We start from the raw sequence: 13,836 nt of genomic DNA, 5'->3' as shown, positions 1-13,836 counted from the left end.
TCGCGTGAGCTCACGGATGCGCGTAGTCCCTTTCAGAGCTGCGAAGGATCACTCCGTGGCTATCGGCGTCATCCTGCGACCCGCAGCGCGGTGACCGCGACGCAGGCGTTGCCGAACGGAACGAGCATCACCTGCGCGCCGTTGGGCAGCGCGATCGTGGCCAGCTGGCCGAGCGCGCCGTTCTGCCCGTTGAGCTTGGCGAGCTCGGCTGCAACCATCGAACAGTTCTCCGCCCGCGGCGTCACCCGCACAAGATTGCCCTCGCAGGACGATCCAACGGGCGCAGCAAACACGATGCCGGCGGCTTGCTGGTTGGCGCTGTCCTGGGGTGGCTGGTTCGGCGCGAGCGCGACCAGCGACTGCACCGAATGAGAGTTGCCGGCCTTGGCGTCCCACTGCGACTGCGCGGTATAGTTGGAGTTCATCGCGAGGCCGCGGCCCAGTGTCCCGAACAGATTGGCGCAGGTCACGATGTTGCCCTGCCGTGCATGATCCTCGAACACAGTCGGCTGCTGTCCCGCCTGTGGCGGCGGAGCGGATGCCGCGGCAGAAGGCGGCGTCTGCGTCTCCTGCGGCTGCGCTCTATGCTGCGGCTGTGGCTTGGCCGGGGCGGCGGGCTTCTTGGCCGGCGCCGACGTTCCCGGCTGCAACGGCATCGGCTGCGCCTGGGCGGGCTGCATCTGCTGGGCATAGCCGACGACGCCGGCTGCACTGACCGCCGCCACGACGACCGCCGAGAAAATCAGGATTGGGGTCTTCAATCGCATCGGCCTGTTCATCCTCTTAACGTGCACCTCGATGCGGAGCGCCGGATTCCGGGTCCGCATACGGCTTCCTTTGTCATTTCAGTTTCGCCAGCACGCCGGACAATCCGTCCAGCGGCGCTTCCAGCACGATCGGCCCTGCCTGCGGAAGCTGGTAGGAGACAACGCACGGCGTCGCCGCGCGGATGTGCCGCCTCAGCACATTGCCGATCGCAATCGTGGCGAAGCAGAAATTGGCATCGCAGTGATCCGTCTGCGCGACAATGTGGTCCGGACTGTCGCCCATGGCGAGCTCGATCTGCGCGCCGACGCCGGCAGTTGCCGGGATGCGCATTGCCATCAGCGGCTTGCCGTCGGCGGTCGCAATCAGCGACCAGTTGAAGGCGACCGCGCCCTGCGCGCTGACGATCGACTGCGTGACGTTGCAGACGCGACGCTTCGATTTGAGACTCTCGTCGCAGATCAAGGTCCAGTTCCTGAACGGCTGGATCATCCGCCTGAACTCGCCGAGCGTCTCGCCTTCCGGGACCGCGACGTCCGACGGCTTCACGGCGTAACCGGATGGCGGCGCGCCCTGCGCGGGGGCGCGCGCGGCTGCCCCGAGCCAGATCGCCAAAGCCAGGCATGCCAGCCGCCTCGCCACAATCACCGTCAATTGAGCGTCAAGCTCACGCCAGCGCTGACACCCCAGTCGCCGCCGGCGGTGGTTGCGGCCGCGTTGGTGCGCACCCGGCCGTTCTCGCTGGTGTAGCCGATGCCGAAGGCCAGCGCGCCCTGGCTGCGCCAGACGCCGCCGCCCGCCGACGCGCTGACCTTGCCGGGCCGGTCGTCATAGCGCAGCGATGCGGCGGCCATGCCGATCGCCGCGGCACGCCAGGCGTCCTGCCGTATCTCGCCGATCTGGCCATTGAGCTGCTGGAACGCACCGTTGAGCTGGTCGACGTTGACCGCGTCGGTGCCGGCGACGCCCGCCGCCACATTACTGACGGTCACCGGCCCGCTATTGCCGCTGTTCAGCGTCACCTTGTTGATGGTCTTGCCGGATGCATCTGTGTCGTAGCGGATCGAGCTCGACGCAACCGCCTGGAGCTGGCTCACATTGACCGCATCAGTGCCCGCCGAGCCCGCGGCAACGTTGGTGACGCGGCGTTCAGCTCCGGACGAGCCGACCGACACTTCGCCGGTCGCGACGCCCGCGACGCTCTTGCCGACTACCGGCGTATAGGCCGCATCGCTCAGATTGGCCGTCGTGGTCGAGTTCGCGCCGAGCGCCAGCGAATTGGCCTGCGTCGCCTTGGCGCCGGCGCCGATCGCCACCGAATTGTCGGCCGAGGCCGTCGAGCCGTTGCCCATCGATATCGCGTTGGCCCCGCTTGCCACCGACTGCCCTCCGATCGCAACACTCTCCGCGCCGGCCGCAACGGAGTCCGCCGCGGACGAATTGGCGTGGAAATATTTGACGCCGCCACCGCCGCTGCTGATATTGCTGACGGTTGTGTAGAGATTGTCGAGCGCGGTGTTGGTGGCCCAGAGCTGCGAGCCGTTGATCGCATCGGTCGAGGTCGAGGTGATCTGGCCGGCGGCCACGTTGGTGACGGTGCGCTCCGCGCCGCCGCTGCCGACGCTGACGGTCGAGGTCGGCGCGGTGCCGGCGAAGCCGTATGTGGTGCCGCCAATCGTGGTGCTGGCGGTTTTCACCACGGTCGAGGTGGTTGAATTGGCGCCGAGGGCGACGTCGCCCGCCTGCGCCGTCGCTTTGGCGTTCGAGCCGAGCGCAACGCTGGTCGGGTTGGAAGTCTGGGATCCTGCGCCGATCGACACCGACTGGATGCCGCTGGCCTGCGCACTGGTTCCGAACGCGATCGAATCGGCAAAGTTGGACACCGAATTCTGGCCGATCGCGATGCCGCCGGGCGCAGTCAGCGCCACGGTTGCGCCAAATCCCATGCCGATGCCGTTGTCGCCGTTGACCACGGTCTGCGGCCCCACGGCGACCGAGTTGTTGCCGACCGCCAGGGAATCCGCGAGCGTGGAGTTGGCGTGGAAGTACTTTGTCGTCGTGGTCGCGAACGACGACAGCGCGCCGGTGAGCTGCCGCACAGTCACGGCGTCGCTCGACTGCGTGCCGTCGGCGACGTTGGTGATCTGCCGGTAACTCGTCGCATTGCCGACCGACACCGCGCCGAGCAGCGCGAGATCCGTGGTGTTGAAGGGAATGATGGTGCCGCCGATCGTGCCGGATGCCGGCGCCAGCGCGCGGTTGGACACCGAGCCCGAACCGATCGCCACGCCGTCGGCGACAGTGGCCTGGGTGTTGAAGCCCAGCGCGGTGGAATTGGCGGCCGTCGCCGACGCGGCAACGCCGGCCGCCATCGAGTTGGTCCCGGTCGCACCGTTGTTGTTGTAGTTGGCCTGCTGGGTGCCGCCATCGTTGACGCCATAGTAATGGGTCAGGCCGTTGCTGACGACGGTCGAGAGGCTGTCGATCGCCGAGGTGGCGGCAAACAATTGCGAGCCGTTGATCGCATCGGTCGAGCCGTTGCCGACCCGTCCCGCCGCGACATTGGTGATGGTGCGCTCGTTGCCAACCGAGCCGACGCTGACCGTCGAGGTCGGGGTCGTGCCGGCGAAGCCGTAAGTGGTGCCGCCGACGACCATGCTGGCGGTTTGAACCGTCGTGCCGGTCTGGCTGCCCGAGCCGAGCGCGATATCGTTGGCATTCGCGGCGGTCGCGCCGTTGCCGATCGAGACCGAGCCGCTGCCGGTCGCCGTCGACACCGGGCCGATCGCCACCGAGTTCAACCCCGTTGCGGTGGAATCGGCCAGCGCCGAATTGGCGTGGAAATATTTGATGCCGCCGCCGGTGTTGATGTTGTTGACGGTGGTGGCGAGACCATCCACCGCCTGGTTGGTGGCCGAGAGCTGCGAGCCGTTGATTGCGTCCGTCGAGCTGCCGCTGATCCGGCCCGCCGCGACATTGGTGATGGTTCGTTCGGCGCCGCCCGCCCCGACGCTGAGGGTCGAGCCCGGCGTGGTCCCGGCGAAGCTGTAGGTGGTGCCGTTGATCACCGTGTTTGGTGTGCCGACCGCGGCCGTGGTGACGCTGCCGGAGCCGAGCGCGACTGCGCCGGCATTGGCCGCGGTCGCACCGGCACCCAACGCAATCGCATTCGCGGCCGTGGCATTGGCCTGGCTACCGAAGGCGAGCGCGCTCGCGCCATTGGCGATGTTGCGGTCGCCGATTGCCACCGCGCCTTGACCGGTCACCGTGTTCTGGTAGCCGATGCCGACCGCGCCCTGCGCCGGCGTGCCTGCGGTGCCGACCGCCTGGCCACCGCCGCCCACCATGTTGGTGTTGCCCATCGCAACCGTGCCATCCCCCGTCGCGGTGTTGTTGAGGCCGTTGGCGATGGCGCCGTTGCCAGTTGCGGTGTTGGGATCGCCGATCGCAACCGCGCCGTTGCCGCTGGCAACGTTGCCGGCGCCGACCGCAACCGCCTGGCCGCCGGTCGCCAGGGTGTTGGTACCCACCGCGACCGCATTGGCGGAATTGGCGACGGCGGTGTTGCCGATCGCGATGGCGCTGGTGGCGCTGGCAGCCGACTGGAAGCCGACCGCGAGCGAGTTCGCGCCGCTGGCATTGGCGCTAACGCCCGTTGCGATCGAATTGGCGCCAGTCGACGTCGCGTTGTTGCCGAGCGCGACGCCGCCGGTCGCCGCGCTATTGACGATTGCGCCCGATCCCAGCGCGACGCTGCCGCCGGTCGAGAGTGCCTGCGCCTGGTTCCCCAAGGCGACGCTGAAATCTGCCGAGGCTGCGGCCTGGTTGCCGGAGGCCAGCGCGCCCGTCCCCGACGCAACAGCCTGCTTGCCAACGGCGGTGGAGTTGAGACCGCTGGCGACGGAGGCCCAGCCTCCGGCCCATGCGAAGCTGCCGCTGGCCGTGGAACTGACACCGATCGCAGTGGAGTTGCCTCCCGTGGCACTGGCAAAGGTGCCCAAGGCGCTGGCGCCGGCGGCGGTGGCACTGGCGTCGACGCCGAGCGCGACCGCATTGACGTTGCTTGCGACCGTGCCCTGGCCCAGCGCCATTGCACCGCCGGTGCCCGATGCCTTGGCGTTCAGGCCGAGAGCCACCGCATATTGCCCCGACGAAACGGACCCCCGTCCGATCGCGATGGCGTCGGCCTGAGATGCCGTCACGTCTGTGCCGATGCCGATCGCGCTCTGAGCAAGCGCACCGGTTCCCGCGGCCGTGCGCGAGCCAAGATAGATGGAGTTAATTTGTGAAGCGATCGACTGGAAGCCGATCGCGACGGCATTCTGGGCGCTGGCGCTGGTGTTGGTCCCTTGGGCAACCGCATCCAGTCCGGACGCCGTTGCTGCACTTCCAATCGCGATGGCGCGCAGGCCGCTGGCCGACGAGCTGGTGTCGATTGCCACGGAATCCGTACCGGTCGCAGATCCGCCGCCAAGCTGCACGCTTCCGGCGCTAGCGGCCGAGGCCGAAATCACCACGACGGCGAACGCACCAAGCGTCGCCGCGATGGCCGACCCGCCAACTCCCAGCGTCCCCAGACCTAACCGGTTCCGGTTCACGCCGAGCGTCCGGTGCGCCGTCCGCAGCAGCGCCAGCAGCCGGCGACGCAGCGAACCGATGCCCGCATCGCCCGCCGCGATCCAGCTCCGGACGAAGCCGGTGCGCCCTTGATGCCTCAGCGATTCGGTCGAGTTGCGTGCGATGGCCATGGCGCGTCCCCTTCGTGACATCTTTTGAAGACGCCGGGGGTATCGAACCACGGACTGAGCCCACACGCGTATGCTTTGAAAGCGCGCGTGGAGAAGTGAAGGGAGCGTGCGCTCGCATTCTTGTCCCGGCCAACGATGTGCCGATTCAGCGAACGCATCCAGCCACCCAGCGCCCGCTCGACCGCCCCATCACTGTGCCCCGAGTCGTCATGCGGAAAAGGATAGACACAATTCCGTCGACGTCACTCAGCAGACCGTCCCAAATACGCGCAGATCGTCTCACAAGTTGAATGATCAGCCGATGCAGCTTTAGGAGATTTAACCAGCAGTCGATCGGCGACGAAAGCGCTCGCGCATCTCGCGCGGGCTGACGCCGAATTCGCGGCGGAACGCGCGGGTGAAATCGGACGCCAGTTTGAAGCCGTGGCGATAAGCGATCTCCTGCACCTGCCTGTCCGGGCTGCCGACAAGTTCGGCATGCGCCGCGTGCAGCCGCCTGCGCATGACATAGCCGGCGACACCGCCGACGCTCTCGAATGCGCGATAAAGTGCGGAGCGCGAGATCCGCAACTTCTGCGCGATGCGTTCCGGAGTCAGGTCGAACTCGGCGAGGTGAGTCTCAATATAAAGACGCGCACGCTCGAACAGCACCGACTCGATCGAGCCGCGCGCCTGTCGCAGCCGGTCCGAGGACAGCTGGATGCAGGCTGCAATCATGTGCGCGGTCGCGCGCCCGGCTTGTCTCAATTCGTCCGCGGACATCAGCATGATGCGCGCTTCGAGACGGTCGAGATAATCGGCCAATAGTTCGATCAGATTGCCGGACAGCAGAGTATTGCAGACCTCGTCGAACTGATCGGCCACATCGGCGAATGCCCTGCGCGGCAAGCCCAGCACCAGGCCGTCATAGTCCGTGATGCTGCCGCGGAAATTCTCGTCGAGCGAGATCAGGAACATCGCGCCCGGCCCGGCCTGAATCCGCCGCTCTGCAGTTTCGAAACAGAGTTCGCCGGAGCGCACCCGGAACAGCCACCAGATATCCACCGGCGCGCCGTGTGACGGTGCGATGACGCGGCTGAACGATTGCGCGGCAAACCGCCCGGACGTGAACACGACATCGGCCATGTTGCAGGTCAGGTACTCGACCTCGAATCCGCGCGAAGGGATGTGACCTTCCGGCGGCGCGACCTCGACCAGCGAAGCCATCCGCGTCTTCCAGACCTCGAACTGCTCTGATGGCGGATAGTGTCGTGTCGAGAACAGCCGTGGAGGCGCCGGGGCTATATCCCTGATGTTCCGCGGCTCGCGTGGGAGGGGAACATGTTCCAGGAGCTGGGCTGCGCGTCCCGGCGCCTTGTCATTTTCTTGCATTTACTTTCGTGCCCCGTGGCCGCAAGCGACGAACGTCGGCTCAACGGAAGCGCATTCCCAAGGTTGCGTCGCCTGCGCGCGGCAGGCTGCCGTATTTCAAGGAGACAAAGAGGCGGCATTTTAGATAGCGAACAACACCGCCGGCCGCTCCTGATCGGGCTGATGCAGGTTGCTACAGCAGTCGTGCTCGCATCTAGATTTCATGATTGTGGCGACATTCGGAAAGCTCCGACTATCTAAGAACAATCTGCGTGAGAACCAGAGGAGCGGCCGACAGCGCGAACATCGGCGGGCTGATCAGGTCGACGTCGCTATCGGCCCCGTCCAATCAGGCCAACCCCAGGCCGCCATCGATAGCAATCACCTGGCCGGTCATCCATGCCGAAGCGGGCCCGGCGAGTTGGACGATCCATTCGGCGACATCGTCGGGTACTCCGCGGCGGCCGAGCGGTATGCTGGCGCGCTCCTGTTCTTCGACCGCAGCGGCCTGTTGGGCAGACAATCCCATCATGCCGGTCAGCGCGCCCGTCTCGGTTGGACCTGGAGCGATGGCGTTCACTCTGACGCCAAACGGCGCCAGCTCCAGCGCCCAGCACCGCGTCAGATGCTCCACGGCCGCCTTGCTGGCTGCGTAGTGAGACAGTCCGGCCGCCGCCTTGTGCCCAAAGGTGCTGGAGACGTTGACGATCGTGCCGCGGGTGGCCTTGAGATGAGGAAGCGCGGCCGAGGCGAGCAGACTTGGACCGAGCACGTTGACGGCGGAGATATCCGTGATGCGATCGGCGGTCACATCGGCCAGCGGCAGAATCGCGCCGGCGCCGGCATTGTTGACCAGCGCATCGAGGCGGCCCCATGTGTCGAATGCCTTCGCAATCGTCCGCTGGGCATCGTCGGCGGAAGCCGCGTCCGCCGTCATCCCGGTGATATTCGGGTGTTGCAGCATTGTCTCCTGGATCAGGCTCGCCCGGCGGCCGGTGACGAGCACCTGGTAGCCCTGATTCGCGAAGCGCAATGCCGCTGCCCGCCCGATACCTGAACTGCCGCCTGTCACGACAACGACCTTTTGATCTTGCATGTTCTAGCCTCTTGTGCGGCCGGCCGCACCTTCTGGTTGGATTGATGACGAGTTTGCAGGTCGCCGCGGTCCGTTTCGGTTTTCGGCGCCGCGGCAGTTGCAAAAGTTTTGAACTGGAGCGCGCACTCACGCATTCCGCGAGCGCGCGCCCTGGTTCGCTCAAGAGCGGTCAGTAGTCCCAGAAGACCGGCACCCAACGGAAGGCATCGCCGGCGACCGCGACATGGCCGACCGATGGGAACGGCATATGCGTGGCCACCAGCAGCTCGCCGGTATTCGCGAGCTCTCGCAAGAGACGGATACGAACGCGCGCCGCCTCCTCGGGATCGTGCTCGAAGCCGTTGTGCCACTCGGGCTGGTCGAACCCGACAGCAAACACGGCGTCGCCGGCGAATGTCAGCGCGTCGCCGCCGGACGCCACGCGAACCACGCTGTGTCCGGGGGTGTGACCGCCGGTGCGACGAACGACGACGCCGGGTGCAACCTCGTGCTCCTCATCGAACTGCCGCAACTGAGCGCCGTACTCCTTCACAAACTGCTTGGCGGCCGCCCGAAGCGCATCCGGGAATCCGGGCGGCATGGAGACGCGCGAGAAATCGGGCGCCTCCCAGAACTTGACCTCTGCGGCCGCCACGTGGATCCGCAGGTCCTTGCGCAGCCGCTCCTTCACGCCGTCGACGAGCAGCCCGCCGACATGGTCCATGTGCATATGGGTCAGCACCAAATCGGTCACGGACGCGAGATCGATCCCGGCGGCCTCCAGTCGCTTGATCAACTGACCGGCTCGCGGCAGGTGCAGGTCCGGATCGGACCCCAGTCCGGCGTCGATGAGGATGGTCTTGTCGCCGCTTCGCACCATTACCGCATTCAGCGCCCAGTCGAAGGCGTCCGGCGGCAGGAACATGCCGTTCAGCCAGGCTGCGCGATCGGCCGGGGCGGCATTGTGCGCCAGCATGGTGGTCGGGAGCGGCAGCACGCCGTCGCTGACCACCAGCACGTCGATCTCGCCGATACGCAATGCGTAGCGCGACGGGACGAGCTCTTCGGGTTTCGATGTAACGGGGGAGGGGGCGTTGTGCAGGTTCATGTTGGTCTCCTGTTGAAGGTTGCGGATGGTGAAATGTTTAGAGGGCGGTGACGCGCTCCGGATCGGCCGAGGCGAGCGCTGCGGCGCGCTCGGCTTTGGGCGGATAGATCCAGACCGTGTTGATTTCCTGCTTGGTCTTCTTGGCGACGTCGCCGACCATCTCGACTGTGCGTTCCCAGCCGCGTGTGAACAGCGCGCCGGCTTCGCCGAGGTCGAGGCAGGTAACGTAGGCTTTCTGGTGATAAGGCCTGGTCGGAACGCCCAGCAGTTCGGCGGCGGCGTTGTTGCCGGCGAAGGCGCCCATCCGGGTCGCATGCTGACATGACATCAGCGCGTAATTGCCGACATCGTCGCACGCGGCCCGTGCGGCATCGCCGGTCGCAAAGACAGCATTGACCGATGGCACGCGAAGATCACGGTCGACGAGCAGCCGGCCGAATTGGTCGCGGTCGGCGGGGATCTGCGCCGTCAGCGGAGCAGCGCGCATGCCCGCGGCCCAGATCACTGTTTCGCATTCGATGTGTTCGCCGCTGGAGAGCGTGACGCCGGATTTGTCGAGCGAGGCGACGCCGACACCGAGCCTGGTCTCGACGCCGAGCTTGCGCAGCGCATCCTGGATGACGGGGCGGGGACCTGCGCCCATGTCGGGGGCGATCGCCTCGTTGCGGTCGACAATGACCACGCGCACCTGGGCGTCCTTGCCGAGAATCTCGCGCAGGCGCGACGGCACCTCGGTTGCTGCTTCGATCCCGGTGAATCCGCCGCCGGCCACCACAACGGTATTGCGTGCCTTCGAGGGCGGGCGGCTCGACAGTTTATTCAGGTGGCGATCGAGCGCGATGGCGTCGTCGAGCTGGTCGACGCTGAAGCCATGCTCGGCAAGGCCGGGAACGTTCGGGCGGAACAAGCGGCTGCCAGTGGCGACGACCAGGCGGTCGTAGGACAGCTTCTTCCTGGCGCCTTGCGTGGCAGCGATCTCGACGACCCCTGACTTGGTATCGATCGCCTCGGCATGGCCCTGGACGTAGACGACGTCGATCGCCTTCAGCACGTCCTGTAACGGTGCCGTCAGGGTTTCGGGCTTCGGTTCGTAGAGCCGCGGGCGAACCACCAGCGTCGGCTCGGGCGCAACCAGCGCGATCTCGAGCTTATCGGGCGAAACACCCTGGATGTCGCGCAGGCGGGCTGCGGAAAGGGCGGCATACATGCCGGCGAAGCCGGCGCCAATGATGACGATGCGCATGTCGATTGTTCCTTGGTTGAGGTGATTGCGATGAAAGCGCGGGTTACGCCGTCACGAATTCGAGCAAGTCGGCGTTGACGATGTCGGGATGTGTCGTGCAGACGCCGTGCGGCAGCAGATCGTAGATCTTCAGCGTGCTGTGGTTCAGAAGCCGGGCCGACAGCAGTGCCGAGTCGGCAACGGGGACGATCTGGTCGTCGCTGCCGTGCAGGACCAGCGTCGGCACGGTGATGGCTTTCAGATCCTCGGTGAAGTCGGTCTCGGAGAAGGCCTTGATGCCCTCGTAATGGGCCTTGGCGCTGCCCATCATGCCTTGACGCCACCAGTTCCAGATCGCGGCCTGCGAAGGCTCAGCGCCCGGACGATTGTAACCGTAGAAAGGTCCGCTCGCGAATTCGAGGTAGAACTGCGACCTGCTGGCGGCAAGCTGCCGGCGCAAGCCGTCGAACACCTCGATCGGCAATCCGCCGGGATTGGACTCGGTCTTCAGCATCAGGGGCGGCACGGCGCCGATGAGCACCAGCTTGGCGACGCGATCCCGGCCATGGCGCGCGACGTAACGCGTGGCCTCCCCGCCACCCGTCGAGTGGCCGATGTGAATGGCGTTGCGAAGGTCGAGATGCTCGACGAGGGCTGCAACGTCGGCCGCATAATGATCCATGTCGTGCCCGTCGCTGACCTGGCTCGAGCGGCCATGGCCGCGGCGATCATGTGCGATCACGCGAAAGCCCTTGCCGAGGAAGAAGAGCATCTGGGCATCCCAGTCGTCGGCGCTGAGCGGCCAGCCGTGATGGAAGACGATCGGCTGCGCGGACTTCGGTCCCCAATCCTTGTAGAAGATCTTCACGCCGTCGCTGGTGGTGACGGAGGTCGCAACGTCATTCTTCCCGGTCGAGAAAGCCGCGGTTTTCGTGTCGCTGCCCGCTGCCGAGGTGGAGCGGATGGTCATGGAAGCCGCGTACATGAGCGTTGTTGCGAGAATATTTCGTCGCGAGGTGGTTGCGAGCCGGCTGACGGAGCTGATCAAGGCCATTTGCAATTTCCATTTCAGTGATGTGTGGCGCGACCATACCTAGCGAACCGCATGTGCTGATGCCCCAGCGCGATTGACGCGATTGCAGCGCGATTGCTGCTAACGCGCGCGTCGCCGCCAATCGCTTGGCGATTCCCCGGTCAACTTTCGAAACGCGGCGGCAAAGGCCGTCTGCGAGGAATAGCCGAGCGTGGCCGCGATCGAGACGACGGACACGTCGCTATCGCGCAGCATGTTCATGGCCTGCTCGAGTCGGTGCTGGCGCAGCCAGGCATGAGGGGAAAGCCCGGTACTGTCCTTGAATGCGCGGCAGAAGTGAAAACGCGACAGACCGGCCTCGGCAGCGAGAGCTGCGAGCGAGACGTCGGCATCACTGTCCGAGCGCAGCCGTTCGATCGCGCGGAGCAGCGTCTTCGGCGCCAGCCCACCCCTGGTTGGCACGATCATGCTCGGCGAGCCGCTGTGCGCAGCGAGAAGGCGCGTCGCCAGCAAGTCCATGAGTTGCTGCCTGAACAGCGTGTCCAGCGCCTCGTTTCCTTCCAGCACATCCGCCGCACTCAGGAGCAATCGGGATGTCACGGGATCGGGATGCGCGGTTCGCTCCAGAAGATCGGCCGGTGAGCCGGCTTCGGCCTCGTCTGCAACACGCTTGAGCGTAGTCTGAGGAAGATAGAGCTGAACGACGTCGACAGGCTTCGGAATGTCCCACCGCGAGCTCGATCCTTCCGGAATGATGATCACGACGCCGGGGCGAAACGTCCCGATCGCGACAGATCGTCCGGACCGGCGCTCCATGCGCTGGATCGAGCCGTTGTATGCCATGATGACGTGGTGGCTCATGGGCTCGACCACGTCGTGCAACGGCTCGTGCTTCCAGTGGGCAATCCCGGCGCCGGAGGAGTCCAATGCCATGCGAAAAGGCACCGTTCCGAGCACGCGGGCCATCTCCACATCGGCAGCGGGCCGGTCGCCCGCCGGCGCGGCATCGCGCCGCAGTTGAGACGCGGCGGGCATTTCATTCGGAGACTCGCGTAAGACGACCTTGCTCATGGACTTTCGCTCGTGTGGGGGCAGCGTCGCTGGGTGCGCGACGTCGTGATCATGGCGTCAGCCGCCGCATGGCGGGGCCGGACGGCTGGTCTGGTGATCGCTTGCTCGACGGATCGACCGCGGATGAAGGCGATCCGTTGCAGCTCCGGCACCGTTGATTTGCGGGTTTTAGGCGGCGCGAAAATCCGCGTCTTTCCCGATGCCGCCCTGAATTGCCTGATCCTGCTCCGCGGACGCCTCACCCGTGCAGCTTGCGTGCGTTTGTGAAAAGTCGTGATGTCCGCGTTTCGGTTCGACGACAGTCTCGTCGCCCAGGCATGAACCGGATCGTTCTGAAATGACTGCCGAATTTGACGTGGGTCGCCCCCGTGGGCGCGCGGGCAGGCCCGGTCGGGTGCGACGTCGGCGGTCGTGGACAGCAATGGGCGAATAGCCGATAGGTCGTGCTCGAAATGGCAGGTTGCTGTGGTCTGCTCTCGAACCTTCACAGAAGAGACAAATGATGACCAGGACAGGCGCTTACGGTGAACGGCTTGGAGAATTCCTCCGCCTCGAGGAAGCGCCGCCCACGCTGGTGACCCGTTCGCTGCGCAGCACCGAGCTCGCGGTCACCGAAACGCGCAACGACAATCCTGTGCCGGGTCTGTCCGGCTCGTTTGCAGCGGAAGATGCCTATCTCGTCAGCCTGAAGCTGCGCGACTATCCGGAGTGCGAGATCTGGGGGGAGGGCCGTCACATCAAGAAGGCGGATGTCTACGCCGGGACGACCTATCTGTACGATCTCAAGACCGACCCGCGTTACGTGATCGACAAGCCGTTCCACTCCATCCATTTCTACGTGCCACACTCGGCGCTCGATGGCCTCGCCGATCAATCGGGGACGCGGCGCATCGACGTGGTCGATTGCAGCCCTGTCGGGCATGATGATGCCATCGTCCGCCATATCGGCGCTACGTTGCAAGAGGGGCTGCGCCGGCCGGCCGAGGCCAACCAGCTATTCATCGATTACATGATGCTGGCGCTGACTGCCCACGTGGCTCAGGCCTATGGAGGCTTTCGGCACAAGGCCGAGACCAGCCCGGGTGCGCTTCCGCCATGGCAGCTGGCGCGCGCTTGCGACAAGCTCGAAGCGGATATCGGCGGCAAGCTGCCATTGCAGGCCATCGCGGCCGAACTCGGACTGTCGGTCAGCCATTTCTCGCGTGCGTTTCGCGCTTCGACCGGCCTGCCGCCTTATCGCTGGCTTCTGCATCATCGGGTGAGAACCGCCAAGCGTTTGATGAGCGTGCGCGGCCTGTCGCTATTCGAGGTTGCGATTTCGGTCGGCTTTGCCAACCAGAGCCACTTCACACGGGTCTTTTCCGAGATAGCCGGCATCAGCCCGGGTGCATGGCGGCGCGATGCGCTGGGGACAGCGAGCGGCGAGAGGTGATCTGCATTGCTTTCTGCGCGAACCGATATCCG

Annotated in this window: 11 protein-coding genes; 2 read left to right on the top strand and 9 right to left on the bottom strand. The window is 65.7% G+C overall.

All coding sequences use genetic code 11. The features are described from left to right. Nucleotides 1-68: 68 nt before the first annotated feature. The 9 genes from JJC00_RS28635 to JJC00_RS28595 form a co-directional block, all read right to left on the bottom strand. The gene (locus tag JJC00_RS28635) at nt 69-767 is read right to left on the bottom strand and encodes a hypothetical protein (RefSeq protein WP_200469189.1); all 699 of its coding nucleotides are present in this window, start codon (nt 765-767) and stop codon (nt 69-71) included. A 73-nt stretch (nt 768-840) separates the two neighbouring features. Continuing rightward, entirely contained in the window at nt 841-1,413 is a 573-nt protein-coding gene (locus JJC00_RS28630) for an invasion associated locus B family protein (protein ID WP_246774297.1), read from the bottom strand. 2 nt (nt 1,414-1,415) lie between these two features. Further along, entirely contained in the window at nt 1,416-5,513 is a 4,098-nt protein-coding gene (locus tag JJC00_RS28625) for a beta strand repeat-containing protein (RefSeq protein WP_200469188.1), read from the bottom strand. Between the two features lie 318 nt (nt 5,514-5,831). Further along, nucleotides 5,832-6,884, bottom strand: a complete 1,053-nt coding sequence (locus tag JJC00_RS28620; RefSeq protein ID WP_200469187.1) for a helix-turn-helix domain-containing protein — start codon at nt 6,882-6,884, stop codon at nt 5,832-5,834. Between the two features lie 328 nt (nt 6,885-7,212). After that, nucleotides 7,213-7,959 (bottom strand): SDR family NAD(P)-dependent oxidoreductase, encoded by a 747-nt coding sequence (locus JJC00_RS28615; RefSeq protein ID WP_200469186.1) that lies wholly within the window; start codon nt 7,957-7,959, stop codon nt 7,213-7,215. A 169-nt stretch (nt 7,960-8,128) separates the two neighbouring features. Next, on the bottom strand, nt 8,129-9,046 hold the full coding sequence (locus JJC00_RS28610) for an MBL fold metallo-hydrolase (RefSeq protein WP_200469185.1): 918 nt from the start codon (nt 9,044-9,046) through the stop codon (nt 8,129-8,131). Nucleotides 9,047-9,083: 37 nt separating this feature from the next. Continuing rightward, entirely contained in the window at nt 9,084-10,289 is a 1,206-nt protein-coding gene (locus JJC00_RS28605) for an NAD(P)/FAD-dependent oxidoreductase (protein ID WP_200469184.1), read from the bottom strand. 43 nt (nt 10,290-10,332) lie between these two features. Further along, on the bottom strand, nt 10,333-11,322 hold the full coding sequence (locus JJC00_RS28600; protein ID WP_200469183.1) for an alpha/beta fold hydrolase: 990 nt from the start codon (nt 11,320-11,322) through the stop codon (nt 10,333-10,335). 99 nt (nt 11,323-11,421) lie between these two features. Then, the gene (locus JJC00_RS28595) at nt 11,422-12,372 is read right to left on the bottom strand and encodes a helix-turn-helix domain-containing protein (RefSeq protein ID WP_200469182.1); all 951 of its coding nucleotides are present in this window, start codon (nt 12,370-12,372) and stop codon (nt 11,422-11,424) included. Nucleotides 12,373-12,405: 33 nt separating this feature from the next. On the opposite strand from JJC00_RS28595, the gene JJC00_RS28590 reads away from it, so the two are divergent. Beyond that, nucleotides 12,406-12,639 carry a hypothetical protein gene (locus JJC00_RS28590; protein WP_200469181.1) on the top strand — a complete coding sequence of 78 codons (234 nt, stop codon included), beginning with the start codon at nt 12,406-12,408 and terminating at the stop codon, nt 12,637-12,639. 235 nt (nt 12,640-12,874) lie between these two features. Next, nucleotides 12,875-13,804 (top strand): helix-turn-helix domain-containing protein, encoded by a 930-nt coding sequence (locus JJC00_RS28585; protein WP_200474264.1) that lies wholly within the window; start codon nt 12,875-12,877, stop codon nt 13,802-13,804. The last annotated feature ends 32 nt before the right edge of the window (nt 13,805-13,836 follow it).

The sequence above is a fragment of the Bradyrhizobium diazoefficiens genome (assembly GCF_016616885.1).
Classification (GTDB): domain Bacteria; phylum Pseudomonadota; class Alphaproteobacteria; order Rhizobiales; family Xanthobacteraceae; genus Bradyrhizobium; species Bradyrhizobium diazoefficiens_F.
Note: the sequence above shows the minus strand (reverse complement) of the source record. Positions and strands in the feature narration are given on the sequence as shown.

What these genes read in the sequence shown, in the direction of transcription:
- JJC00_RS28635 (WP_200469189.1), bottom strand. Translation starts at nt 767, where the DNA reads ATGCGATTGAAGACCCCAATCCTGATTTTCTCGGCGGTCGTCGTGGCG.
- JJC00_RS28625 (WP_200469188.1), bottom strand. Translation starts at nt 5,513, where the DNA reads ATGGCCATCGCACGCAACTCGACCGAATCGCTGAGGCATCAAGGGCGC.
- JJC00_RS28620 (WP_200469187.1), bottom strand. Translation starts at nt 6,884, where the DNA reads ATGCAAGAAAATGACAAGGCGCCGGGACGCGCAGCCCAGCTCCTGGAA.
- JJC00_RS28615 (WP_200469186.1), bottom strand. Translation starts at nt 7,959, where the DNA reads ATGCAAGATCAAAAGGTCGTTGTCGTGACAGGCGGCAGTTCAGGTATC.
- JJC00_RS28610 (WP_200469185.1), bottom strand. Translation starts at nt 9,046, where the DNA reads ATGAACCTGCACAACGCCCCCTCCCCCGTTACATCGAAACCCGAAGAG.
- JJC00_RS28605 (WP_200469184.1), bottom strand. Translation starts at nt 10,289, where the DNA reads ATGCGCATCGTCATCATTGGCGCCGGCTTCGCCGGCATGTATGCCGCC.
- JJC00_RS28600 (WP_200469183.1), bottom strand. Translation starts at nt 11,322, where the DNA reads ATGGCCTTGATCAGCTCCGTCAGCCGGCTCGCAACCACCTCGCGACGA.
- JJC00_RS28595 (WP_200469182.1), bottom strand. Translation starts at nt 12,372, where the DNA reads ATGAGCAAGGTCGTCTTACGCGAGTCTCCGAATGAAATGCCCGCCGCG.
- JJC00_RS28585 (WP_200474264.1), top strand. Translation starts at nt 12,875, where the DNA reads ATGACCAGGACAGGCGCTTACGGTGAACGGCTTGGAGAATTCCTCCGC.